The sequence below is a fragment of the Halorubrum sp. CGM4_25_10-8A genome, from assembly GCF_005435025.1.
Taxonomy (GTDB): domain Archaea; phylum Halobacteriota; class Halobacteria; order Halobacteriales; family Haloferacaceae; genus Halorubrum; species Halorubrum ezzemoulense.
Genome location: NZ_SGTX01000006.1, coordinates 40,993 through 65,846 on the forward strand (window position 1 = coordinate 40,993; position 24,854 = coordinate 65,846).

Sequence of the window (24,854 nt, forward strand, 5' to 3'; positions counted from 1 at the left end):
TTCGGACGCAATCACAGCGGTGTCCCAAAAGCACTTCATCGACCGATTCACCGCTAGAAACACTCCGGACAGCTTTAATTTACAACAATGCCAACGATGATACGCCCTTCAACGATGAATCAACACACGCGTTCGTCATTCGACTCCGTCACGCGACGTCGAGCCCTCGCAGTCGGTGCCAGTGCCGCTGTAGCGTCCACCGCCGGCTGCTCGACAGTCCTTAATGCGATCGGCAACCGAATCTTCGAAGAGGTCAACCTCCTCAACCAGCTGAATCAGGAGGTCAGCGGGTCGATCGAAGTCGTAGATCCCGAGGGCGAGACGGTCCTCGATACTTCGTTCGACGTTCCCTCGACCGAGTCAGACGGTAATAGTAATATCGTCGCCTACGCCGACGTATGGACCACCACCGGCGAGTACCAAGTTGACTTGGAGCTCGCCGATACCGTGATCGCAGGTACTTCAGAGCTGAATCAGCGATTTTCGATTACTAGTACTGAAGAAGAAATTGTCGCTATTTCAATTGGCTCGAGCGATGAAAGTGAACCAATCGCGCTTCGAGTCGGAGAGTCGTTCTCGGATCTCGGGCAGATGAACGAGACCGGTTAACCGAGGCAAAGGAGTTTCGCGAAGGTTCATTTGATAACGGGTTCCTAGCTCGCGTCAACTACAAACAACACAAAGCGCCCGGCTGCGTGTACTAACACTGTTACTGGAAGCCCGATTGCGGCAGCTAGCACGGTAACTGAGAGTATTGTCGGAACGTTACCCACTGAAACCGCTAGTCCGACCATTGTGAGGAGTCCGCCAATGAACGTTCCCGCCGCAACCGTCTCTATCGTTCGGATGCTATCATATGCTAGCGTCCGCGTACTGCGGTCTCCGACGAACGGGATCCCCCGACGATCTACCTCTAAGTATGCGTAGCTGAGTAGTACGACTGCCAAACCGAGTAGCAAGACAGTACAGAAGAGAACGATGGCGGTTCCGCCAGCGAGGATCGACCCTTCTCCGCCGATCGCTGCTAATGACCCGAAGGCCAAAATCGGGACGGCAAGTGCTGCGAGCGCTATTGCCACTACGGAAATCCCGGCCCAGACGTAGATCCCGTTCCGTGAAAGCCACGTGTACGCCCGATCCGAGTAAGTATCGGAGTGTGACGTGGCTCGGTCAACCTCGGAGCTAGGCCCACCCGTTGAGGCGTCGTCTGTCATACCGGCATATCGGTCGTCTCCCGTATACTTCCTAGTCCGTGTCTCGGGCGGAGAAACACGGTGAGGAGACTCTGTTAAAATCCTTACAAAGTGATATTTTCTGACCAGCCGCGGTTAGTGCAGACCACTCAGAAACTGCCTATCGCAGAGAGTATTGTTCCGAGAAAGGACAGACAGGCGGAACCAGCCAACACGAGAAGGACGATGGCAGAGGCACTAAACTCCTCTGGGTCGGTTCGGAGCAATTCGTAGCCGGCAGTGGCAAGCATTCCAGCCCCACCGATCGCCATGAGCAGTATCGGGATGCTATGATCGCCAGCGATGAGCGAACCTACCGCTGGCCCCCCTACTGAAGCTCCAATTACCTGGATTTAGGCGCTAATTCCCCTTCCTCAAGGAGCAACGCAGGGAGCGAAGCGACCGAGTAGCGCAGTAGGGAGGGGATACAGCGTCCCCAGAAATCGGAGATTTCTGGTGTGCGAACGAGACGCTGGGCGTCTCGTCAACGCCGCACAGTTCTCATACATCCCCGACACTCGGCCCACAGGCCCACCGCTACTCTTATGTTTATCCAAAGTCTATACATTAGCGATGGATAGATTTGAAATTGAAGGCGAAGAAGTCCTCGACGGAACCGCAAAACCGTCAGGAAATAGCGCCCACGTCATTGTGCCCAAACGCTGGCGCGGGGCCGACGTGAAAGTCGTCCGCGTCTCCAACCCTGACCCAGACGAATAGGCCATGCAATACAACTACAAGTATCGACTCGACCCGCCGGAAGCCGTTGCCGAGACGCTTCTGTACCACGTTGATACTTGTAGGCAACTCTACAACCACGTCCTCTACCTGCTCAACGAGGCAGACGACATCCCCACCCGATACAAGATACAAGGACAGCTCCCCGCCCTCAAAGAGTGGTGGGACGACCTCGGGGACGTTCACTCGAAAGTTCTCCAGATGGTCGTCAAGCGCGTCTACGACAACCTCTCCATGCTCAAAGCGCAGAAGGAGAACGGACGCGCCGTGGGGATGCTCAAGTGGAAATCTCCTCGGGAGTATCAGTCGCTCACCTACAACCAGTCCGGCTCCAAACTCAAGAATACGAGTGGTCGGTCTGTCCTGTGGTTGAGCAAGATCGGTGAGATTCCGATCCATCTCCACCGCGACATCCCCGAGAATGCGACCATCAAACAGGTCACGGTCAAACGAGAACCCACGGGCGAGTGGTACGCCACGTTCGGTATCGATGTGGGGGAAAGCACACCTGAAAAACCAGAGACGCCCGAGAAGGTCGTTGGTATCGACGTGGGGATTCTCAAGTACGCCCACGACACCGATGGGTACGCTATTGAAAGCCCCAACTTCAGCAATGAGCGCGAACGACTCGAACGCGGACAGCGTGACCTTTCGCAGAAGGAACACGGCTCTGCGAATTGGGAGAAACAACGGCAGATCGTAGCCGAGCGACACGCCGATCTCAAGCGAAAGCGACGAGACTTCCTTCACAAGTTGTCGAACTACTACGCCACCGAGTACGACTTGGTGGCTGTTGAGGACTTGGATGCGAAGGGGCTGGTCGAACTCCCCGGTAATTCACGGAACCGAGCAGGTGCGGCGTGGGGGACGTTTCTACGGATGCTCGAATACAAGTGCGAGCGTGAAGGAACGCACTTCGTCTCGGTTGACCCGAAAGATACGACGAAAGAGTGTGCGTCCTGTGGTGTCAAGACGGACAAACCGGTGTGGGTCCGTGAACACTCCTGTCCGGCGTGTGGGTTTGAGGCGGACAGAGATGCGAATGCGGCGTGGAACGTCCTTTCTCGCGGCCTCGAAGACGTAGGAGTGGTTCACTCCGAATCAACGCCTGTGGAGACTGCGCTCCCTGTGGACACCGTTGTGTCTGCAAAGCGCGTCATGGAAACAGGAAGCCCTACCCTCAAGGAGCGAACGGCGTCAGCCGTGAGTGAGTAGGGTAGGGTAGTTCACCATTCGAAAGGGTACACCGTTGAGGGTGCCGCCGGTCGGAGGCGGTATTCAGATAAGTATCCGACTGATGAGCATATCCCATCGCCGTGGCATAGTCTGGTGGGATCGCCCATCACTTCTCGCGCTCTCCACTGGCTTCTGGGACGGTTTTTGACCGATCGGCGCCAGCGATGGGGCCAGGCATTTGGCGTCGTGTTCCGTCTCCTCGATACCCGTTCAGCTACCTCTTGCGACACTGCGTTCCGAACCGTGGATTTCCCCACTATTTTGAGGGTCGGTGATCTGGGATAATGTATGTCTGATACGGCCCTCCAAGACATATCGGGAGACGGTTCAACGGATTCCTCAGACCTGGATCTCGACTGGCTCACGCTTGAAGACGGCGAGTCTATCCAGTGGTCGAGTACCCCGCACAAGTACAGCGTCCTTCCTGCGTTTATCATCGGAATTCCGCTGTCACTCGTCCTTATTGGCATCCCGATCGTTGCTGCGTCCTATCTTCAGTACACCAATACGAACTACGTGGTCACCAATCGTGGCCTCTACAGCAAACGTGGGGTACTCTCACGTGACGTCCAACAGATTGGGTTCGACAAAGTCCAAAACATCTCGTACTCACAGTCGGCGCTCGGCTCGTACTTTGGATACGGCTCCGTTGACGTTAGTACAGCGGGCGGGTCCGGGATCGAACTTCAGTTTCGAAGTATCCCTGCCCCAGCAGCAGTTCAGGAACTGATCGCTAGGGAAATTGACAGCCGACAGCAGACCGAGTCTGACTCGACGAAAGAGGATGTTCTTGATTCGATTCTTGCGGAACTGCGCGTCATTCGGCAGGCGGTCGCCGACGACCAGAGCGGGTCCCAGGCCGATTCGACTGCCCCGTCTACTGACGAGGCAATCCATACTGACACAAGTAACACAGATGAGTGACAGCTGGTGGTATCAACACGACGATGAACGCGTTGTCTGGAAGGGTCGCCCGCGTCTCTCAGCGGCTCTTCCAGACATAATCGTCGGAACCGCCATCTCTGTGTTTGCCCTTGTCGGCGCTGTTAGCGTCGACCTCTGGTTGTTAGCGGGGGTGCCCATCGGCGTTGCGGTTCTCAGTTGGGGGCTACTCAGGGTACGACGGACGCAGTATCTCTTGACAACCCGAGCAGTATGGGCAAAGCGGGGCGTCCTCGGACGAACCGTTCGTCGTGTCCATGTCGATAAAATCCAGAACACTTCGTTTTCTCAGTCCGTCACAGGCTCGTTTTTCGGTTATGGAAAAGTGTCCGTTGAGGTCGCCGGAGGACGCGACCTAGAGTTTCGGCGGGTTGATAACCCGAAGAACGTCCAGACGACGCTCGCGGAGTACATGGGTAATGAAGAGTACGCAATCCCCGGGTCTCGAGAGCAGTGGGAATCTGTCCTCAGCCTTGTCCGTGAAATCCGCGCCACGGTGGCGCCCACCAGAGATGATAGTGAGCCTGTGACCGGAGAATAAGAGAGTTCACATTGGGTCTCAAACGGTCTGTCGCCAATATTGAAGGCAGTCAGTTACTGTACGTCGCCAGCGCGAGCAGCGTCGGCGAGAGATCACGTGGTGACCGGAAGATTAGTTTCCGGTAGGACAACCCGTTTATAAATGATCAAGTAGGAAACTGTCGCAAGCAGATACACACCGACTGTCGGCAGTGGCGGCCAGTTCAAAATAAAAATCGCGAACGCTACCCAGAATCCGGCTAATAGAATCCCACATAGTGAGACGACATGTAATCCCTCCTGTGACTGAACTTGAATGTCGCTCCCTGTCAGCAGCCGGACGCTGACCATCGCCACAGTAAGTGTCGCCCAGGTCAAGACTGGGAGCCCGAACACGGTCCATATATTGACCGGTAACTGTGGAGACTCACTGAGCAGTATTGGCCACCCGACTATCCCGAGTGCCACCCAGCCAATGCTCCGAAAGAGCTCTTCGCGGAAGATTGAACGGACGCGTGGGTGGTTAAGGAATTCGTGGAGGGGATGCGTCGAAGTAGTCTTGTCGGCTGTCAGCGCTTGTTTTCCTTCCGGCGATAGCGGCCACTCCGACTCAGGGTGGTTGAGATAATACAAGGTTAGTGAATCAGCGAACGACTCCGTCGTGACGACTCCGTTTTCCTCGAGTTCTGTTAACCGGTTCCGGAGCGTCACCTTAGAGACGTCTGGCTTGATCTGCTGTTGGATTTGCTGGAGCGAAAAGAACGGCCGATCTGCTCGATACATCGTTTCGACGACGTGGCGGCGGGTGAGTTTGGTGTTTACCCGCTTGTCCTGAGGCAGCTTTTCTGTTATCCAAGGTGGGAGGGCCATGTGTTATCAGTCAGTCACGCACAACATCTTATCGAGTCAAATTGTATGTTTTGCTCTGTTGGGGCCACAGGGCGGTGCGGTGCTGTTTCAGCAATTGAAACTGCTTCGGAGACCCTGAGACTGGCCCGAAGCGTCAGGTAGTCGCTGTCGAGCCCCTGTCCGTCGGGTGAACGTACCAGTACCAGAGGGAAGTCACGGCCGCGACCGCGACGTAACTGAGCGTGATCCACTGAGCGGAGTAACCACCTCTTGTGACGAGATACACCGCGGCGACACCCCCGAGCATGATCCCGAGGGCGAGGCTCACGGATATTCCGCCTGTCGTCTGGACACAAAGATCCGATTCGGTCACGCTCCGGACTCCGATAGCACTTGCCGTCAACACGGCCCAGGTGATCACGGGAAGTCCGAAGACCGTCAGGGGTGTCGGGTTGAGCCAACTGACTTCCATCGTCACTAGCGGCCAGCCGACGAGTCCGGCTCCGAACCAGACGATACTTCGTAACAGTTCCGTGCGTACGATTTCGCGTAGTTGTGGCGTCATGTCCACACACCCGCCTAGCGTAGCAACCGGTAAAGCAGCGCCGAGAATCTTGCGTTCACAGAGGCGGACTTTCCGGGCACAAAGGAGAGTTTGTACCCGGAAAGTAGAGGTATTGCGCCACGGACCGTCGCGCTAGGCGGTCACTAGCCGGTCGGATTAAGCTCGGTGTGAGATATAGGAGACAGCGAAGCCCCCCGGCCAATTTCGACCTGTCTTTAACGCGACATTGGTAAAACTAATTATGGCCAAGAATTTTGTCGTTCTATTTTGAAAAATGTATTCGTATTCTAATATCCCCTTTGGGCACGAGTAACGGCTTCGTGGCAGAGCCAGAGATCGACAGTCCACAAAGCTTAGATCCTCAACCACCCGAATCAACGGGAGTAACATAGTGATCAGGGGGATCCCATGATATCAGCAGAGGGAACACGTCACTCTGTATGCTTAGACCGGTACTTCTCGTCGGGTCTGTATTATCAGCTCTTGGTTACAGGGAGAACCAGCGCACAGATACTACAGAAGACGATGGTGCGCGTATTTCAGTATTCAATCCCAGTGAGGCACGGGTTCTACGAGCAACCCGAACTCAGCATCTGTGAGCACTGGCGCGAAAGAGCCCTCGACAGGCTGTTGTCGGGAACAGAACACTCAATTCGACGATTGAGAGGTCATTTAGGAGCTAGTTCCGGAAATCACGCTGCTTGTCGCCCCCTCGGTACAGATATTTCAGTGCTACCTGTGGCAACTCAGTAACAATAGCGTTGAGAGCCATGTACTTACAACAGACACTCTATCCGATCGGACTGGCCAGTACCAACATTGCGATAGGCTGGCTGCTTTATTATTCATCTGAGCCGATCCTCGGAGGGCTGCTCGTCGTGGTTGGGGCCTTTGTCATCCTCACTTCAATTGGGAGTACTCTCAGTCGATATAAATCCGTACTCAGTGATCAACACTGACTCGAGCAACAATGGCTTACTACTATTATATCCGCTACCGGTTAGGTACATGAATGCCCTCCACAGCATCTGTTCAAAAGTCACGAGACAGAACTGTGATTGATCCTGAGGGGTCTGTGTTCCACGCCCAGGGTACGCGCAGCGGGTCGCTTTGTCACCACATCCGTAGATGAGCTCAGCAGCCACAACTCACAATACGGGGGATAGTCGCCTCCCGGATCCCGAACTATCGGCCCTCCTTGTGGCGAATCTGGTTCCGGTTGTCGGGATTGTTGTGTTCAACCTATCGGTTTTAGAACTGCTGACCTTATATTGGCTTGAGTTCGGTGTTGTCTGTTTTTGGGCGGTTGTTCGAGCGACGTTTGCCGGGCGGCCAATGGAACGGAATGGGGATCCAATCCTGTTGGGGGCGATTGCCACAAAAAAGACCTCTATTTCAGTCCCGCTGATCGGTGCTAACGTCCGACTACTGACGATTCCGACACTTTTGTTCGTGGTACCGATCCTCATCGGACTGTGGCTATTCGTCGGGGCATTAGTTGTCGGCCCCGTAGCAAATGTGAATCCGGATGCCAACATCTCGTCGTGGCTTATCGCTGGTGCGTTTGGAATTTTCATCGCAGCAGGATGGCGAACAGCCACTACGTACTTTCGAGATGGTGATTACCAAGATCACAACGTCGCAACCGCTCTTCAGAGTGTCGTCACGGAAGGCGCAACAGTACTCCTCGCGAGCATCATCGCGCTGCTCACCGCAGCTCTGGTTGTCTCTAACGGCGGGGGTGGAGAGACCTCTCGTGCGGTTGAACGGGTTGCGACGGGACCACTCGTCGCAGTGGTAGTCTCAATTAGGCTCCTCACCGATCTCGCAGAATACTACTACGATGGCCGTCTCGGTGCGGGATTGTGGTCACTTGTCGGTCGTGGAGACGCATACAGTCCCCCGGAGCGTGAGACAATTGAGACAACGCTATCAGGAAATTCCACAGTTTTGCGGCCGTCGCTGTCGGGACGGCTACTGCCTACGGCCTCACATTTCCGGACACACCCTGGACTATGGTTGCTGACACCACTCGCCTTTCTCGCCGCATCACTTGCTGTATTTGATGGTGCTACCCAAATAGCGGGTGGCATCATGCTTCTCGGGACCGGCGTCCCGCTTAGTCTCATCCATCTTGACTACTGGATCCGGTACGCTGGTGTTGAATACCGGCTAGATTCGGACACCATTGTTGCGACTGATACCCTGTTTCAAACCCCTCTTTGGCGGTACGAATCGCTAGCTGATCATGAGGTCCGAATCGAACGTGACGCCGTCGACAGGTGGTTAGACACCTCGACGGTACTTGTTGACCGCGGTGACAGACCGACCAAGCTACCACGACTCGAAGATACGACCCCAATCACGGACTCTCTTGTCGACGTGAGTACCGCTGACAGTGACGCTGGTGTCAATTGGAATGCGAATACAGACGAGCCAGACACCATGGTGGAAGTTAGTATCGAACTGCTGCGGTTAGACAGTACAGCACCCCGTATGTCGCTTGTGTCGATGACTCTGTTCGGAGTCGTCTCACTGATTGCGTTGGTGATAGCTGCTCAGTTTGAAGGCGGCGCAGCAGCGGGTGTCTTCGTATTTCTGTTCACTGTGATTCCGCTCGTCGGACTTATAATCTACCAGATCAGCAATAACTAATGCTGTTGGCCTTCCAGTGTTAGGCTGCGGTTCCACCAATTTGGGACACTAACCTCTATTGGTGGTGTGTCGGTACTAGATACATCTACTTGACGAATGATAGTACTGGTGGACGGGGTGGAGGGCCGTCCTTCCAGCGGAGGGTGATCAATGAAGCGTCGCGGGGGGAGTAGGTGAGCCTTCCATCCGTTGGGGGGGAGGTGAGCGATGGGAGAGGCCCAGCGACCGGATATTTGTTCAAGACCGCCTCCGGCCGGCGGCTACCTGTATCTAATACTGGGAATAGTATCAAGCCCGTAGCAGCGTTTCATCGGGAGAAACACGGCGCAGTTGGGCCTAAATGAGATTTTGAGTGTTAGGCCATGCTCTCCGTTGAGCTAGTGGCATCGTTATACTGGTAGCCACCGAATCCGAGAAGCGGGTAGAAGACGAATGAAATAAACGTGAGTCCGAGGCCGAACAGAATCCCCTTATTGAATTTGCCAGCGACATCGATACTAACTTTCAGCGTGGCGAAGAAATTGATCACTGGGACGAAGAACAGAGCAAACCAATACCATGCGTTTCCGCTCACCTTGACTAAGACGTAGAGGTTGTATATCGGAATAATCGCAGCCCAGCCCGGTTTCCCAGCTTTCTCAAATACTTTCCACAATCCGGCAAAAATCAAAATAATGAGTCCTAGTGTAACGAACAATTCAATATTGGTACTACTGGCTCCTTGTATCGAAACTGATGAACTCAACGCTGATCGCATCAGTCAATGAATTCTTCCATATTAATAAAAATCCAAGTCACCGTTTCACACTCTGAATTACGACCATTGGAATAGTTATCATACCGAACCCAAACTTCCAGAACACATATGTTCGTAGCTTTCGACTGAGGAAGTAATGTCCGCGCTTCAGTCTGCCCTCCTCAATTGGAATCCGAGTCGGATCATAACTGCCGTCATAGCTGGCACTACAGTCTTTCTTGCGTCCCAAGTTACTGATGGAGTTCTCTTGGAGCTTGGCGTGGCAGTTCTCTTAGCAATGGTACTCCATATTCCATGGTGGTTGTACAACCGTCATACCACCCAGTCTGTAGATGGGTGACAGACTCGCGCCCTGTATTTAACAGCCCGTTTGTACCAACTGCTAAGAATTTCAACAGAGCCGAGAGGTTGAAATGGTGAACACAGAATTAAAAACAAGCAACTGGATCTACCACCTAGCACTATTGCCAACTGACGGACTAGGCACCGTCGTGGTGATTAATAGACATGATAGATGATATCTTAGAGTTCATTTTTGAACTATTGCTGGAGTTGGTCCCAAACGCGGTATGGAAGGTTCTGCTGAGTGTGGTCGGGATCGCGATGACGGTTGTCGGAGCGACAAACATTACAGAGTCAATACGAATAGGGGCCGCATTAATCGCCGTCGGTACATTCCTATTTATATCCTCTCTCCTCTCGTTGTACCGATCGAGCTAATTCTTTTTTTTATTACGACGCCGTCACGAGCACGAACCCGACGACACCGATGAGGAACACGATGAGTGTGAACACGAAGCCGGTCAGTTTCACTCGACGGCCATAGGCGTTGAGTTCGTCTCGGGAGTACATGATTGTAACGAGGCGAGACGGATGTCGGAACGGACTCGGTGGCCGTGGGTCTGGAATACGTTCACGCAGTCGTCTGTATTCGGTAAATGACCAAATGCCATATAGTGTAAGCCCAAAGACAAATCCTAAACCAGATAGAAGCGCCGCAAGGAACGCGAATCCGACTGGATCAGCCACACTGACCTGTATTGATGACCCCTCTGAGTTCAACAGAAGTACCACTATAGTCACGAGAGAAACGAAAAACACAGCTGGTGTAAACAACATGAGACGCTTACTAACTCCTCAGCTTTGAACGTTGAGTATCTAACACTTAATCGACCGAAAATGGCGGCTGAGACGGTGTGAGCATGGAAAAGGGAGTTCAGCCGCAGACGCTCCACTCTCCACTAGAGGTTCAAACGCCGTGAACGCTGCCTTCATTATCCTCTGTGAATCACTCTCCAGTTCGGCCGATACCGTAAACTCCTCGTAGAACGTCTTTCCCTCCGATTTCGGGCCAAATAGTGTCAACACGACAACGTTCAAAGCTGAGTAACTCGAGACAGTGTGTCTCGATTAAACCCGAACACCGTGTCATATCGAGTTGGCTCGCGCCCAGTTGTTTGACTGATCCCTACATTTTGGCCAGGATTACGCGCCCCAATCGCATGAAGTGCTGTCAAGAGCGCCAGAAGACTCCCAAAACCAATGAATCTGAATGGAGCAAATACCGTTTGTCGCTTGAGAAACGCTCCACTAGGGTTGTCGGGGGTAACGTAGGCTGTCGCTGTCTCATTCGGCTCATATGGCTCAATACTACGTTGAGCGTCACTCCGGACGGTGTATATCGGCCGCGTTGAGCCTGGGAACACCTGTTTGCTCGTATATTCACGCCCCTGATATTCGTAGGTGTGCTCAACTGAGATGCGGTAGTAGAAGCGACGCCCATCAGATCTGCTGATATCGGTGCCAACAACAGTTGTTTCGACAGCGACAGCATCGTCAACAGCGTCCGACTGCTGGACGTAGTCATATCCTCCATACCCAGCGATGCCGAGTCCGAGAATGAGCGCGAGAAGGATCAGCGGCGTAACCGTGACAGCCACCCCACGGAGAGTAAACTGCATTTCACCTGATTGTTTTTATTGGAACCAATAAGCCTGAACGGAGTGTTTCAACAGCAGCAACAGCAGTCAGCGTAATTCAAGATGGAGCCCCCGACCTCAAGGAGCGACCGAAGAGAGTGAGTAGGTCGGGAAGGGAACCGACATGATTCCGTCATTACCACGTTCTACACGTGGCTAACTCTCCTCCAAAAACAGTATTGTCATAAAGACTTAGCGTAACATCTGAATTACGGATGGAGGTACGTCGTACGGTCCCCGTCAAACTCGACGTGGCCGACAGCGACGCCGCCCTCCTCCACGAAACCATCTCCGAGTTCCTGTGGGCCGCCAACTACGTCGTTGACCACGCCTGGCAAGGTGAGTACAAGACGACGAGCAAAGCCCAACTCCAGCGTGAAACCTACGACGACGTGCGGGCCAAAACGAGGCTCCAAGCGAATCTCGTCCAGAACGCTCGCAACAAGGCCGCCGCCGCCGTCCAGAGCGTTGTCGCACGCTGGAAACAGGGTGACTACGCGGGAAAGCCGCACTTCTCCGCCCCGACGCTCGTCTACGACAAGCGATGTGCGACGTTCAACGACGACCACGCGACGCTCTCGACCGTTGCGGGACGTATCACCGCCAGATATGTTCTCCCCGACGGGGATCGCGAGACGCCTCATTCAGAGTTTCTGTTCAACGACGACTACGACGTGACGGGCGCAGAACTACACTACCGCGACGACGAGTTCCACCTTCACGCCCGCACAAAGGCGGACGCGGAGTTCGAGACTGCCGATGACGGTAACGACGGGCACAACACAGTCCTCGGCGTTGACCTCGGCATCGAAAACGTCGCCGTCACCTCCACGGGCACGTTCTGGAACGGGGCAGAGCTGAACCACTGGCACCGCGAGTTTGAAAAGCGGCGCGGGTCGTTCCAACGATGTGGAACCCGGGCCGCCCACGAACCCATCCAGTCGGTTGGACGTACCGAGACGGGGCGCTATGACCACTTCTTACACACCGTCTCGAAAGAACTCGTCGCGGAAGCCGTCGAACACGACTGTGACGTGATCGCGTTCGAGAACCTGACTGGGATTCGTGACCGAATGCCGAATGCCAAGACATTCCACGTATGGGCCTCCCGCCGGCTGTGCGCGTATGTGGAGTACAAAGCCGAAATGGTCGGTATCTCGGTCGAACAGGTGAGTCCCGCGTACACGAGCCAGCGGTGTTCCAAGTGCGGGTTCACTCACGAGGATAACCGCCCCGCCTCGAACGAACCGGACGTGTTTGAGTGTCTCAAGTGCGGATACTCACCCCACGCCGACTACAACGCGGCAAAGAACATCGGCCTGAAGCATCTCCGCTCGGGGCAAACGTCGTCGGGCGGAGGCGCACCCGTAAACGTGCGCTTGAATCGCGGGAGATTGAACGTGAACGGGGATTACGAGCCTGCCAGCGATGGCCAGAACGGGAGTCCACGCGAAAGCCCTACGCTCAACGAAGCGAACGGCAGCGCCGTGAGCGAGTTGGGTAGGGTAGTTCACAGCCGGCTATACCACTCGACATATCTGTGTTTCCGGGCCAGTAACGGGTATGATGAAATTATGGATGAATCGCTTGAACAACCAGCGTGAGTGAGCGCAATGACATCAGTAACTGCCCAGCGGTTCAACGCTGTTCCATCTAAAAATCCGAAAGCGAATCCCCTCCACCAATGCTGCTCTCATTAGGACCCTCACTTGCCGTTGATCTCGTTGCCGTAGGCCTCCTGGCGTGGGTAACGTGGCAAACTGCGAAGGATCGGTCCCCCCCAAATGCGGTCCCCTTTGCGCTCATGAGCGGCAGTCTGTTACTATGGGCACTGCTCTCGCTGATCTCTGAATTTCCGAACGCATGGGGGGTCGGATCGAATTTGGCTGCTATCGCGCAGGTTGTCCCGGTCGTGTTTCTCCCCGCGATATGGCTGGTCTATGTCCTTGGGTATATCGGCCGAGAGACAGGCTTTACTTCCCTCCGAGGGGGCTTGTTTGTTCTCCTTGCGCTCCCGCTGATTGGGGCAGCAGCCACGTTCGAGGGTGACCCAACGCGGGAGGAGATCCGTCGCTCACTCGCGTCACTCGTCGGTACTGAACTGTTATTATTGTTCATAATTTACGCCTACGCGGCGTTTCTCTTCCTCAGGTACGGCTGGAACCACGGCCGTGTTTCAAGAACACAGGTTGGGATCCAGCTAGGAGCAATCTCAGCACCATACATTATCGGGGGCTGGCTTGACGGGAGTTTGATCATCGACGGAGTCACTGGCGGGTTGTTAGTTTCGGGAGTGTTACTTACCGTTGCGATTCAACGCTATCCGGTATTGACGGGGTTCCCGAAAGCAGATTATGTCGCGCGGTCACGCGTCGTCGAATCGCTCCAGGAGGCGGTTGTCGTTGTCGACTGGGAAGCAAATATCCTCGATGCCAACGTGACAGCTGAAGGCTTGTTTGGGTGGGCGACACGAGACGTGATCGGGACACCAGTCAGCGCGGCCGTAGACGGATTCGATGTGACAAATCTATCAGCTGGTACAACTGAGGTTGTCTCGCTCCAAACGACAAAGGGCCGACGTCAGTTTCAGTACACGGTCTCCGACGTCGAACGCGACACGAGTGACAGCGACGGGGAACCCGTGGCGCGGACAATTGTCTTCCGGGACGTGACCGATCAGCGAACCCGTGAACAGCGGCTCTCAGTACTCAATCGCGTGCTTCGACACAACGCCCGGAACAAACTCGACGTGATCTTAGCGCATGCGGATCACGTAGAAGACGACACGCACCGGACAGCGATTCAAAATAGTGCCAGCGAGCTTGCCTCGGTCAGCCGGAAAGCACGAGAGGCTGAAGCAGTTATGACCGATAGCGTTAGCGCCCCGTCAACGGTCGATATTGCTGCGGTCGCCCACGAAGTCGCCGCAACGGCCCGTGATGATTACCCGGATAGCAGCATCTCAGTCACTGCTCCGGAGCGGCTACAATTGACCTCCTATCGAACTGTTGTGCGACGGCTTATGACAGAACTCGTCGAGAACGCTATTGTTCACTCAGACGACCCCGCACGAGTCGATATCGAGGTCGAAACGACAGCTGATGATATCCCACAGCTCCGCATCGCAGACAATGGTCCTGGGATCCCGGACCGAGAGCGAGACTTGTTGACCGAATCGAGCGAAACACAACTTGAGCACGGACTGGGTGTCGGACTCTGGTTCGTCAATTGGGCCGTAAGCCAACTGGGCGCTGAACTTGAGTTCCAGTCTACTGGTACCACAGGCACTACCGTAGTCGTTCGTTTTTATCGGAACAGAGAGTCGATGCCGCAAGACTCAGACGGCAGCCATAATCGGTGACAGGCGTATTGATGCTGGAGCCTTAGCCGACCGCGGCTTTATTTGAACTTTCAGAAGGTAGTATATTGTACTGGGTCCTAGTTTGTGTAGAATCCTTCAGAATCGCTCAGTAAAGGGTACTTACAGACCAGATTCGGACTATACCTCTCCTAATGCTGTCAAGAACGTCTTGCGAGATACAGAGGGTGAATTCAGTAGGATAACCCCACGTGGCTTAGCGTATCGGCAGTAATCTAACAATCAGCCTCACTACTGTGAATTCAAAAGTCGACCTTCCATTACCCAATGATGTACTCCGGAGCGAGGAAGATAATGGCGAGAAGACAGACAAATACGAGAATGGCTGTGAGACGCAATAGACCAGCCGCCCGTCGTCGAGTTTTTGGAAGAGATTCAGCAGTTCCGGACAGCGCAGCTCCGACGATAAAAAATAGCATCCACGGGACTCCTCCAGCCTCGCCGACACTCCAACCATACACGAATATACACAAGAAGGCGAGCGACGCGCCAAACTGGATGAGTGAATTGGGGCGACCTTGTGGCTCGTTAAACAGAACGTTGCTGATGTAGGGGACCATAGTTGATGCGTACCTGCTAAAGATACAAAATAATGACTTAGTATGATCCCAGTGGAACGTGTTCTGTGCTACGCGATTCCACCGCAGGAACCGAGAGGTAAATATTGCGAGATTCGCGCGCTGTATCTCGCACGACGATCCGAATGTCTCCCTGAATTAGTAGAACTCCCGGTGTTCAATGCGCAGGCACATTTCTCCGGGTGATTCAGATCTGAATTCACAAAATAAATGTTGTGGCAAATCTTCTGTCACCCTATTTTACCTCACTAAACATACGTTCAACGGCATTGCGATTCCCATGTGTAACGTGCTGGAGTCGAAGCCTGTGACGATGACAGGGCGCGTGTAACCACAGCGCGCCGTCGACCAGAAAGATTGCGTCGTCGAATAATCTGTGCGTTGCTGAGCTTCGTCCGGAGACGGTCGGTCCACAACCGCTTTGATACTGAAGCCACCCAACACAGTACGGTGATTCAACTCGATCCGCTGGGGCTGTTCAGGGTCGGTATTCCAGCGGTGAGTGGCGGTGTCGCCGGGGCAGTGGGGGTGACGGCGTACCGACGACTCCGGCAGGGGGATGCCCGCACCGGGCTCGCTAGGCCGTTCGTCGTCCTCGCCGGGGTGGTGTCGCTCCTCGGGGTCGGATACGCCGGGCTACACGCAGTGACGCCACTCGAGAACCTGCCACTGGGGTCCGCAGTCCTACTTCTGGCGGTTCCATGGATGACGTTTGCAGCACGATACATCGGGATCGGGCGGTACATCACACCTAGACGAGTACTCGCGGTGACGCTGGCCGTGGCTATCCTCGTCGGTGTGAACCTTTTGGGACGACTGATACAGGAGGGGTGGATCACGACCTCGCTGGTGGGTACTGAGGCGCTCCAGACGCTCGAAACGGCACAGTCGGTGGCCACACTGGTACTCCTGACCCTCGTGTTCGCACTGATCGGGGGAGTTGTCGTCGCGACGTATCGACACGACCGACTGTCGACGGTACAGAGTCTCCTCGTCGTAATACCGATCGCCGGATTCATCTTTACCGTTCAGACGACCCGTCCTACGACGCCGCTGTTGAACGACGTGCTGATCGGGAGTACGTTTCTCGTGGTCGCCGCCAGCCTCACGCTGGGGATCTTTCGCTATGATGTCGTGACTCGCGTCCCCGCGACCCGGAGACTGGGTGAGCGGGCGGCACTGACAGAGACCGACGAGGCGATTTTCGTCCTTGACGACCGGGCACGGGTGGTCCGAGTGAACGAACCGGCCGAACGAATGTTCGGCGGCGCACAGACGCTGGCCGATGTCACGGATCACTCGGTGACATCCCTGACCGAACTCAATACTATCACCTGCCGGACGACGACGGGCCACAGACAGTTCGAACCGCGCGTCTCGCCGCTTGTCGACGAGTACGGGGAGACGTTCGGTTACACCGTCATGTTGATCGACGTGACGAACCGCGAAATCAGGCGACAGCGGCTGGCGGTACTCAACCGCATCCTCCGTCACAACGTCAGGAACGAACTGGACGTGATACGGGCGCACGCGGAGGAGGCCGACCTCGCCCCGGCCGTCGACGGCGCGGACAGACTGAGCGCACTGAGCGCGGAGGCACGGCGGGTCCAAGATCTCATGGAGCGGTCCGCGGCCGATCGAACCGAAGTCAGCTTACGGCCGCTTCTCGAAGATGTTGTCGCCGACGCAACGGCTGGTGTAAACGCCGACGTGACCCTCACTGCCCCCGACGTGACGGTAAACATCGACCCGGAACGGTGCCGATACGTGATCGATCACCTCGTCGAGAACGCAGTCGAACACAACGACGGGGAGTCCCCACGCGTCGTGGTTCGTGTAGAACGGACCGGGGCGGACGTCCGTCTTGTCGTCGCGGACGATGGTCCAGGGATACCAGAGTCAGAGCGGGCAGTGATCGAGGGGGGCGTCGAGACCCCCTTCGAACACGCCAGTAGCTTGGGCCTCTGGGGGACCAACTGGGCCGTCCAGAGCATGGGCGGGTCACTCTCCTTCGATGAGAGTGATCTCGGCGGGACAGCCGTTGAGGTTGTCCTCAGAGACGTGGAAGTCTCCGACGTGTGACAATGAAAAGAGAGCATTCGGGTGAGGTGTATCAAGCGTCGTAGCAGCCTGGGCCACCTGGACCACGGTGTCCGTCTCTCTTATCGAGATACCTATACGAGGCCGACAAACGTTCCGCTCTTGGCACATAGCCCACACTCTGCGCTCACAGAGTGGGGCTGCTATCCCTAGCAACTCAAATTGACAACGACTGGATCACGATATATCATCTGCTGAATGGTTTTTAACAGAGCCAGCATTTTTAGTTACTAGGTGTCTGAAAGACGACTTGATGTATTCAGTCCTCCGACAGAACACTCGGACATTCGGACGACGCATACAGCGGGTATCGCTACTTCGTCTGTCATACCGCTCTCGGTGGTGTGAGAAGATGCGTCTACAGTCAGCTGAACCCCGCAGCAACGTCCGACATTCTCCTCATTGTACGCGGCCTCGTGGTGATTGACAGTATGAACGACGATTCAGGTGTGAATGTTAAGGGTCCCGATAGCCTCAAGGGTGCTTTATTGTACATCCTCATTGGGATTGCTATCGCCAGCTACGGAGGATACGATTACGTTCAACAGACGGAGGCAGTCCGAGAATCAGTCGAGGTTGATGCGACTATCACCGAACTCGATATCGAGGCTGATAGCGGAACGTCATCAAATCCGGGCGCCGATTTCGATCCGGTGGTTGAGTTTGAGTACACGTATAACGGAAATGAATATACTGGGACAAAAATATACCCCGCAGATCTTGAACAGAACTACGAGACGCAATCGGGCGCCGAATCAGCCATTGAGGAGTACGAACAGGGGGCACAGACAACCGCATATGTTTCTCCCGACGAGCCGGGAGATGCGTTTTTGAAAAATCAAACGTCGAACGCACCGATCATTGCGATTGTACTCGGTGGACTATTCACCCTCTTCGCCGCGGTTTCCGCCGTAAGGAAACTCTAGCACGCTGGAACTGCGCTGAGGGTAATCCGTGGGGGTGGAGCAGAATATATTCGTTGTTGATCAGGAATAGTAAGCGTTAAACCTAGGAACATTATCTGTTTCTGAGCCAGAGAGTACAGGTAACACCTATACAATTGCCGGATGCTGGCTGAACTATGGACAGAAGCTCGAAGAGCCAGTTGTTGGTCTCCGGGGGAAGTCTTCTACTAGTATTCCAACTAATCGTGTTTCAAGGGGCGTTCAACATCGTCGAAAGCTCTGGAGTTTCAGGTAGGCTGAGGGGTGTTCTCAGTGGTGGATTATTACTCATCGCCACGATCTGTGTCGGTAGCGGAGCATATCTTCGGTATTAGCAGAATACAGGCGGTAAGCCCCCTTCCTCAAGGAGCGACCAGCGGGAGCGAGTAGGGAGGGGATACACCGCCGTCATCACGTCTCAAACACGTTCGTACTCGCTGCCTAACCACCTCACCGATAGAGTTAAGTTGAAATAATGTTTAAACACAGATGATGGATAGACACGAAGTAGAAGGTCACGAAGTCATCGAGGGAGAGGTGAAGCCGACCGGCAACGGCGCACACGTTCTCGTTCCGAAGCAATGGCGTGGTGCCGACGTGAAAATCGTCCGAACCTCAACCCCCGACGAATAGTCAATGCGCTACACCTACAGATTCCGGCTTGATCCCACGCCTGAACAACGTGAGCTGTTGGATCAACACCGAGATACCTGTAGGCAACTCTACAATCACGCACTCACCGAATTTGAGAAAATCCCCGAATCGGCGGGAACACTCACCCAACGAGTACGCCAAGTACGCGATCAGCTCACCGATCTTAAAGTCTGGTGGGATGAACTAAATGACCTCTATTCAACGGTCGCACAAGCCGCTGTCATGCGTATCGAAGACAGCATCAAAGCCCTCTCCCAGTTGAAACAGAACGGCTACAACGTCGGAAGTCTCAACTGGAAGGCTCCCAAGGACTTCCGCAGTTTCACCTACATACAGTCTGGCTTCGAGTTCGATAGTAAGAACGGTCAGACCGTATTGTCGCTGTCGAAAATTGCGGATGTTCCACTCATCAAACACCGCACAATCCCCGACACCGAGACGATCAAACAAGTCACGATTAAGAAGGAGCCAACTGGGGACTGGTTCGCTTCATTCGTTGTCGACGGGAAAGAGACACCTGAGAAACCAACCGATCCAGATCGGTGCGTTGGTATCGACGTGGGGATTCTCAAGTATGCCCACGACACCGATGGGTACGTCATCGAAAGTCCCGACTTCAGCGACGAGCGCGAACGATTGGAACGCGCCCAACGCGACCTTTCGCGGAAGGAACACGGCTCTACGAATTGGGAGACACAACGACAAACCGTGGCGGAACGCCACGCTGATCTCAAGCGAAAGCGCCGCGACTTTCTCCACAAGCTGTCGAACTACTACGCCACCGAGTACGACTTGGTGGCTGTTGAGGACTTGGATGTAAAAGGGCTGGTAGAACTCCCCAGAAACTCGCGAAATCGGGCGGGAGTGGCGTGGGGAACGTTCCTGGGGATGCTCGAATACAAGTGTGAACGTGAAGGGACGCACTTCGTCGCCGTGAACCCGCGCGGGACGACAACGGAGTGCGCTTCCTGTGGTGTGAAGACTGGGAAACCGCTGTGGATGCGCGAACACTCCTGTCCGGCGTGTGGATTTGAAGCGGATAGGGATGCGAACGCGGCGTGGAACATCCTTTCTCGTGGTCTTGAAGAAGTAGGAGTGGGATACTCCGAATCAACGCCTGTGGAGACTGCGCTCCCTGTGGATACGCCTGTATCTGCAAAGCGCGTCGTGGAAACAGGAAGCCCCACCCTCAAGGAGCGAACGGCGTCAGCCGTGAGCGAGTAGGGTGGGGTAGTTCACCGTACGCTAGTTACACAGGGTCTACACTGAGCGCTTGAGCGTCGACCGATTTTTGTGAAATGATACCATACACACAGTTGCTGATGCCCTCCGCAGATTACGGGGACGAACCTCCTTTGAGGGCCGGAGGGACAGGGGGCATCAGCCTTTTGTACGCTGGTAGTACGCCTTTGGTGGAAAACATTTAGCCGTATGTATTTCAGCTACAACCGCTAATTGTCGGCATGTGTATGCCCTCCATCTTCAACCAACTGGACGATCACCCGGTCTCACTTGTGGCCGGATTTGTGACCGTCGCCGGAGTGTATGTACTCACTCCGGCAGTGTGGTACACGGCGTTGATCGCGGGAATGATCGTGTCTGGCGTTCTTGAATTTGCGATCAAGGAGGTACCGCCTGACACCGACGAGTACGACCCGGAACAGTACCCGCTGTGGGCAGCCGCGGATTCGGGTGATGTTCCAACCGACGGCCGCAACACCGACTCTACGGATGATGCGTTGTCAACACTCCAAGAACGATATGCCAGCGGTGAGCTCAACGATGCGGAATTTGAAGACAAAGTTGAACGACTACTTGAGTCCGACAGAGATGACGCGCAATCGCATCTGGAAGAAGATTCTGTCACGGAAAAGTTGGAAAAGTAACTGTAGACGGCTCCCGTAACTTAGTTCTGCACTTCCTCCCTGCGTTGGTTGATGAACACGCGCCCGACGGATGTGCTTCCGAACCTGAAACACGTCTCGGAGCATTATCACCGAGCGCACGTCTTCTGAAACGATGCCCTCCAAACGGACGTTCGCGAGGCGCTTAGGTGCGCTCGTGGCAACCGGGCTCGGTGTTAATAGGCCCATTGGAGCACTGACTTCAGAACCCCCGCCCGCTGGAACGCTCGCAATCAACGGATCCGGTGAAACGGGAGCGGCGACAGGTAGCTCGGCCAAACACAGCCCTGCGCGGCAACTCCACTCAGCGGTTGCTAACGGGGCGTACAAGCCGGCCGCAGTTACATCACGGGGAGTTGACACCGTGGTTACTGCGCGGTTTAACCCGAGCCTGGTAACGATGACGGGGGTCCCACAGGGGGTTGCGGCCCCGATCCGTGACCTCCTCTCTCGGTACGACAGTGTATCGCTTGACCGACTCCAACAGGTGGTTGGCGGAACCGCACTCACGACAGACGGCCCTGAGGGCTGTGGTGTCATCGTCGGTGACATCGACGCACGGACACTCCGTCGAGAACTCACTCGAGACGCCGATCTCATCCGAGAGCCAGCCACCAAGGCCGGCTTTACCCGGTTCAAGTCGAAACGCACCACCACGACGCTTGGTGTCCGCGCGGACGAAGTTGTCATCGGGCACGCTTCATCGATTAGCAGTGCGGTGGCCCACCGCGACGCTGGTATCAGCGGTCACGACACGGAGCACTCACGGACAGACACAGACTACGGATCGCTCCCGTCACGGCTCCACGGAGACGCGACGGTCTGTGTCGACTTGGGGACAGAGACGCGGGAGTATCTGCGACGCACCCTCTCGGACGCACCGAAAGCGCTCCGGACGGCGGTTGATGCGGCAGCCGCAGTTGGCGTCGCTTGTAGTGTGACCCCAGACGGCTCAGGGCCTTCGAAGTCTCTGTCAGCCACGCCCCCGACAAGCCAGCATGACACTGCCGATACTCCGATGACGACGTTTCGGTACGGCGCAGTAGCCGATCCGAAACGGCTCGACAGAGAGACGGCAGAGGCGATTGCGCGCGCCGCACGCGAGGGAGAGTCCTCGTTTAGTGACGCAACCGTCTCTAGACACGGGCGTACAGTAATACTAGAAACTGCCGCCGACGGCGATATATTTGCGCCACATGCCGAACTGGCGGGGGTTACCGTCGGCGACGTTGAGTCGCTGTCAGACTCATGAGTTCCAACATTGCGTCCACTCTCGACACACGGCATCGGTTGCCGTATGACCCCAACGCAGCTACAGCGGTACTCCATTACCGCACAATCAGTTCGACGATGCAAGACCGACAAAACCTCCAAATACGACCGCGAGACCGAGCGAGGACAGGGCAATGAGTTCTGAGAAGGGCCCCACAGAATCTCCAGATGAATCGACGCCGGATACGGACACACGAACCGAGCGCCACTCGCCGACAACTTCCGACCGTGTTCTGCCACGCTCCGAGTCGGGATCGGTTGTCGACCGGCTGACCACTCGACACGCCGTTGGTGTCGCAGTGATACTGGCGCTTGCTGCGGGGCTGTTCGTCGCTCCCAGCGTGTACGGCGCCGTAACCGGTCCCGACGGCACCGTCGCTGTGATCGAAATCGACGGAGCGATAGACTCGTCGACAGCACAGCACGTCGAAGACAACCTCCGAGACGCCCGCATGAACGACTCCATCCAGGCGGTCGTCTTGGAAGTTGACAGCGGTGGCGGCCTGCCTGCACAGAGCGAACGGATGTACGCTGCGGTCGACCGTACTGCCTCGGTGATGCCGGTATACGCCGCAGTAGATACGCTCGGAGCGTCCGGCGCGTATCTCGCGATTGCGCCTGCCGATCGCATCTACGTAGCTCCGTCCGCGCAGGCGGTCGGTAGCGTCGGTGTTGCGGGGGCCGCGCCGGCTCCAAACGGGCCAAGTGCGGGTACGACCGGCCCTGACAAACGAGGTAGCGATCCGGACACACAACGCGAGCGGCGACAAACGCTCGCCAACCTCTTCATCGAGAACGTGATCGAACAGCGCGGCGAAGAGATCGAGCTTGACCGAGAAGCGATCGCGCACGCCGATGCTTATCTCGGAACCGAAGCCGTTGCCAACGGATTCGCGGACCGATTTGGCTTTGTCGATGGAGCAGTCGCTGATGCCGCAACTGAAGCCGGTATTGACGACTACGCGGTCGACACGCGTCGTACCGAGAATCGCGTTCCGGGGGGTATTCCGCTCTTACAACAGGACGACAGTACTGTCGTCGTTGTCGACGACTCTGAAAGCGATCTCAACGACGATCTTATCCTCGCGGTGGCACCGCAAACATGGGACGAGACTGTCGGCGAGGAAATAGTCATGACAAGCTACACTGGACGACTGCCCACGGACCAACTCAGTAGTGAGACGAACGCCGACGACGCCCGCACGCAACACGACGATACCGGCGCGACGAACGGAGGTGAGCCCGCATGAGCGTTAATCTCCGAACGGCAATCGGCGCATTCGCGCTCATATTCCTGGCTGTTGTCGGCGTCGCCGCAGCCGGGGGTGTCCTCTTAGATACGGCCCCACCGGATACGGAGCCTGTTACAGACGACCACTGGCGGCTCGACTCCGTCGAACCGGAAACCGTCAGCGAGGGCGGTGACATCGAAATGGAGAGCGGCGAGCCGTCGAACACGGTCGTCGTCCACCTCGGAAGCAGTACGACTGGCGCCGGTGGCGGGCTGCCCGTGCTTCCGATTGAGGACGGTAATGCCCCCACGGAGGCAGATATTGGGACGCTCGGTGGCGCCCGGCGTGGCGTCACACCGCTTACCTCGACACTCATCGAGAACGGCCACGAGGTTCGGTTCTACGGCGGAATCAGAAGCGGTGAGCGGCTCCAGTCGCTGCTCGCTGATGCGGATGCGTTCGTGACGACCGCCCCCGGCGCACTCTCAGGACCAGATGCTGATGCCGTCAACTCGTTCGTTGAGGCGGGCGGCCGAACCCTCGTCGCGAGTGACCCAGGCAACGCCGGGGCATTGACCGACTTCGGATCCCCGTTCGGCGTCTACGGCGACGCCGGCTACGTGTACGACATGGAGCACAACGACGCGGGCTACCTCAGCGTCCTCGTACAGCCGCCCGAGTCGACGCCGCTTACTGAGGGGGTTGAGCAGGTCGTCCTTCGTGGCGCGGCGTCCGTTGGCTCTGCTGACGATTCAGCAACGCTCACCACGGCGGAGACATCGCGTCTTTCGACCACTCGGGAGTCTGGCTCATACACGGTCGCAGTACGGAGCGAGTCTCTCGCAGTAGTTGGAGACTCGAGTTTCTTCGCGCCCGAAAACGCCCGTCGCGCCGATAACGGCGTCTTCATCGGGAACCTCGCTGACTTCCTCGTGAGCGGTGACGCGCCTGACGTGTCGTTCGGACCGCCGACCGGACCGGGCGGCGGGACTCCACCGGGTGGGGGTATGCCGCCCGGTGGCCCGACGCCGCCCGAGCCGCCTGAGCCGCCAGAGAACGCGACGGCTTAGCATCGGTTCATCAGCCGCTGCGTGGATTTTTGCTCTAATATTCCATAGGGCTAACTGCCGGTGCTATTCGTGTGTTCAGGGGAAACCAACGGGTTAGTCACAGTTCTGGAGACGATACAGAGTCAGCCATCTGCCCCCTAAAACGAGACTAACTCTCAACTCTCAGTAGCTCTTCGCCGCGCACACCAGCCGATCAAAAATAGCCTTCAACGACACTAACCACTCCGTTTCCAGTTTCGATCTTGGCAC

At 55.8% G+C, this 24,854-nt stretch carries 21 protein-coding genes and 1 pseudogene; 16 read left to right on the forward strand and 6 right to left on the reverse strand.

Going from position 1 to position 24,854, the window contains the following annotated elements; translation table 11 throughout:
- Window positions 1-114 precede the first annotated feature (114 nt).
- Window positions 115-609 (forward strand): hypothetical protein, encoded by a 495-nt coding sequence (locus tag EXE52_RS08385; RefSeq protein WP_049933032.1) that lies wholly within the window; start codon window positions 115-117, stop codon window positions 607-609.
- Between the two features lie 44 nt (window positions 610-653).
- Here EXE52_RS08385 and EXE52_RS08390 read toward each other — a convergent pair whose 3' ends face one another.
- On the reverse strand, window positions 654-1,214 hold the full coding sequence (locus tag EXE52_RS08390; protein ID WP_129452611.1) for a hypothetical protein: 561 nt from the start codon (window positions 1,212-1,214) through the stop codon (window positions 654-656).
- A 591-nt stretch (window positions 1,215-1,805) separates the two neighbouring features.
- On the opposite strand from EXE52_RS08390, the gene EXE52_RS08400 reads away from it, so the two are divergent.
- From EXE52_RS08400 to EXE52_RS08415, 4 genes are all read left to right on the forward strand, one after another.
- On the forward strand, window positions 1,806-1,952 hold the full coding sequence (locus EXE52_RS08400) for a DUF2080 family transposase-associated protein (protein WP_137703633.1): 147 nt from the start codon (window positions 1,806-1,808) through the stop codon (window positions 1,950-1,952).
- Window positions 1,953-1,955: 3 nt separating this feature from the next.
- Window positions 1,956-3,185 (forward strand): RNA-guided endonuclease TnpB family protein, encoded by a 1,230-nt coding sequence (locus tag EXE52_RS08405; RefSeq protein WP_089309344.1) that lies wholly within the window; start codon window positions 1,956-1,958, stop codon window positions 3,183-3,185.
- A gap of 309 nt (window positions 3,186-3,494) precedes the next feature.
- Window positions 3,495-4,130 carry a PH domain-containing protein gene (locus EXE52_RS08410; RefSeq protein ID WP_049933030.1) on the forward strand — a complete coding sequence of 212 codons (636 nt, stop codon included), beginning with the start codon at window positions 3,495-3,497 and terminating at the stop codon, window positions 4,128-4,130.
- Window positions 4,123-4,689 (forward strand): PH domain-containing protein, encoded by a 567-nt coding sequence (locus EXE52_RS08415; protein ID WP_049933029.1) that lies wholly within the window; start codon window positions 4,123-4,125, stop codon window positions 4,687-4,689. Before EXE52_RS08410 ends, EXE52_RS08415 begins: the two co-directional genes overlap by 8 nt.
- 92 nt (window positions 4,690-4,781) lie before the next feature.
- On the opposite strand, the gene EXE52_RS08420 is transcribed toward EXE52_RS08415, so the two are convergent.
- Complete coding sequence (locus tag EXE52_RS08420) at window positions 4,782-5,537, reverse strand: hypothetical protein (protein WP_089309343.1); 756 nt, start codon at window positions 5,535-5,537, stop codon at window positions 4,782-4,784.
- 133 nt (window positions 5,538-5,670) lie between these two features.
- Window positions 5,671-6,087 (reverse strand): hypothetical protein, encoded by a 417-nt coding sequence (locus tag EXE52_RS08425; protein ID WP_199237905.1) that lies wholly within the window; start codon window positions 6,085-6,087, stop codon window positions 5,671-5,673.
- 1,122 nt (window positions 6,088-7,209) lie between these two features.
- On the opposite strand from EXE52_RS08425, the gene EXE52_RS08430 reads away from it, so the two are divergent.
- Window positions 7,210-8,736: a DUF6498-containing protein gene (locus EXE52_RS08430; RefSeq protein ID WP_137703634.1), complete on the forward strand. Its 1,527-nt coding sequence runs from the start codon at window positions 7,210-7,212 to the stop codon at window positions 8,734-8,736.
- 355 nt (window positions 8,737-9,091) lie between these two features.
- Here the strand turns inward: EXE52_RS08430 and EXE52_RS08435 are convergent, their stop codons facing one another.
- Both EXE52_RS08435 and EXE52_RS19150 read right to left on the reverse strand, forming a co-directional pair.
- Window positions 9,092-9,493, reverse strand: a complete 402-nt coding sequence (locus tag EXE52_RS08435; RefSeq protein WP_049933027.1) for a DUF5684 domain-containing protein — start codon at window positions 9,491-9,493, stop codon at window positions 9,092-9,094.
- A 1,376-nt stretch (window positions 9,494-10,869) separates the two neighbouring features.
- On the reverse strand, window positions 10,870-11,454 hold the full coding sequence (locus tag EXE52_RS19150) for a DUF3592 domain-containing protein (protein ID WP_089309408.1): 585 nt from the start codon (window positions 11,452-11,454) through the stop codon (window positions 10,870-10,872).
- A gap of 233 nt (window positions 11,455-11,687) precedes the next feature.
- On the opposite strand from EXE52_RS19150, the gene EXE52_RS08450 reads away from it, so the two are divergent.
- Together EXE52_RS08450 and EXE52_RS08455 are read left to right on the forward strand one after the other, a co-directional pair.
- The gene (locus EXE52_RS08450) at window positions 11,688-13,076 is read left to right on the forward strand and encodes an RNA-guided endonuclease TnpB family protein (protein WP_241988225.1); all 1,389 of its coding nucleotides are present in this window, start codon (window positions 11,688-11,690) and stop codon (window positions 13,074-13,076) included.
- A gap of 80 nt (window positions 13,077-13,156) precedes the next feature.
- A complete protein-coding gene (locus EXE52_RS08455; protein WP_049933025.1) occupies window positions 13,157-14,833 on the forward strand; it encodes an ATP-binding protein in 1,677 nt (558 codons plus the stop codon).
- Between the two features lie 834 nt (window positions 14,834-15,667).
- On the opposite strand, the pseudogene EXE52_RS08465 reads toward EXE52_RS08455, so the two are convergent.
- Window positions 15,668-15,796: pseudogene (locus tag EXE52_RS08465) on the reverse strand (IS6 family transposase); the annotation flags it as partial.
- Window positions 15,797-15,879: 83 nt separating this feature from the next.
- Here EXE52_RS08465 and EXE52_RS08470 point away from each other — a divergent pair.
- From EXE52_RS08470 to EXE52_RS08510, 8 genes are all read left to right on the forward strand, one after another.
- A complete protein-coding gene (locus tag EXE52_RS08470; RefSeq protein ID WP_089309406.1) occupies window positions 15,880-17,511 on the forward strand; it encodes an ATP-binding protein in 1,632 nt (543 codons plus the stop codon).
- Window positions 17,512-17,960: 449 nt separating this feature from the next.
- Complete coding sequence (locus tag EXE52_RS08475; RefSeq protein WP_089309411.1) at window positions 17,961-18,455, forward strand: DUF3592 domain-containing protein; 495 nt, start codon at window positions 17,961-17,963, stop codon at window positions 18,453-18,455.
- 510 nt (window positions 18,456-18,965) lie between these two features.
- The gene (locus tag EXE52_RS08485) at window positions 18,966-19,106 is read left to right on the forward strand and encodes a DUF2080 family transposase-associated protein (RefSeq protein WP_137703626.1); all 141 of its coding nucleotides are present in this window, start codon (window positions 18,966-18,968) and stop codon (window positions 19,104-19,106) included.
- A 3-nt stretch (window positions 19,107-19,109) separates the two neighbouring features.
- Window positions 19,110-20,351: an RNA-guided endonuclease TnpB family protein gene (locus EXE52_RS08490; protein WP_137703636.1), complete on the forward strand. Its 1,242-nt coding sequence runs from the start codon at window positions 19,110-19,112 to the stop codon at window positions 20,349-20,351.
- A 245-nt stretch (window positions 20,352-20,596) separates the two neighbouring features.
- A complete protein-coding gene (locus EXE52_RS08495; protein ID WP_179233699.1) occupies window positions 20,597-21,013 on the forward strand; it encodes an SHOCT domain-containing protein in 417 nt (138 codons plus the stop codon).
- Window positions 21,014-21,431: 418 nt separating this feature from the next.
- A complete protein-coding gene (locus EXE52_RS08500; RefSeq protein ID WP_307718958.1) occupies window positions 21,432-22,283 on the forward strand; it encodes a hypothetical protein in 852 nt (283 codons plus the stop codon).
- A gap of 154 nt (window positions 22,284-22,437) precedes the next feature.
- A complete protein-coding gene (locus EXE52_RS08505) occupies window positions 22,438-23,553 on the forward strand; it encodes a S49 family peptidase (protein WP_089309445.1) in 1,116 nt (371 codons plus the stop codon).
- Complete coding sequence (locus tag EXE52_RS08510) at window positions 23,550-24,605, forward strand: DUF4350 domain-containing protein (RefSeq protein ID WP_089309444.1); 1,056 nt, start codon at window positions 23,550-23,552, stop codon at window positions 24,603-24,605. Before EXE52_RS08505 ends, EXE52_RS08510 begins: the two co-directional genes overlap by 4 nt.
- The last annotated feature ends 249 nt before the right edge of the window (window positions 24,606-24,854 follow it).